This is a genomic window from Rhodococcus sp. IEGM 1307, assembly GCF_030056915.1.
GTDB lineage: Bacteria > Actinomycetota > Actinomycetes > Mycobacteriales > Mycobacteriaceae > Rhodococcus_F > Rhodococcus_F opacus_D.
Window position 1 is genome coordinate 1 of the sequence record NZ_JASHKW010000143.1, and the last position, 213, is coordinate 213.

Below are 213 nucleotides of genomic sequence, written 5' to 3' on the forward strand. Positions count from 1 at the left end.
GTACGTGGCGGCGTTCGAGGCGCTGCTCGCGTGCCGCGACGCCGGCCTCGTCCGCCACGTCGGCGTCTCCAACTGCCTGGAGAAGCACCTGCGTCGCGTCGGCGCCGAGACCGGAGAAGCGCCCGTGGTCAACCAGATCCAGATGGACCCGTCGCGCGCCCGGCTGCCGGTCCGGCGCGCCGACGACGAACTCGGCGTGTTCACGCACTCGTG

1 protein-coding gene is annotated in these 213 nt (G+C 72.8%); it reads left to right on the top strand.

The features are described from left to right. A partial coding sequence (locus tag QM841_RS43095) for an aldo/keto reductase (RefSeq protein WP_349307470.1) occupies positions 1–213 on the top strand: 213 nt, incomplete at both ends.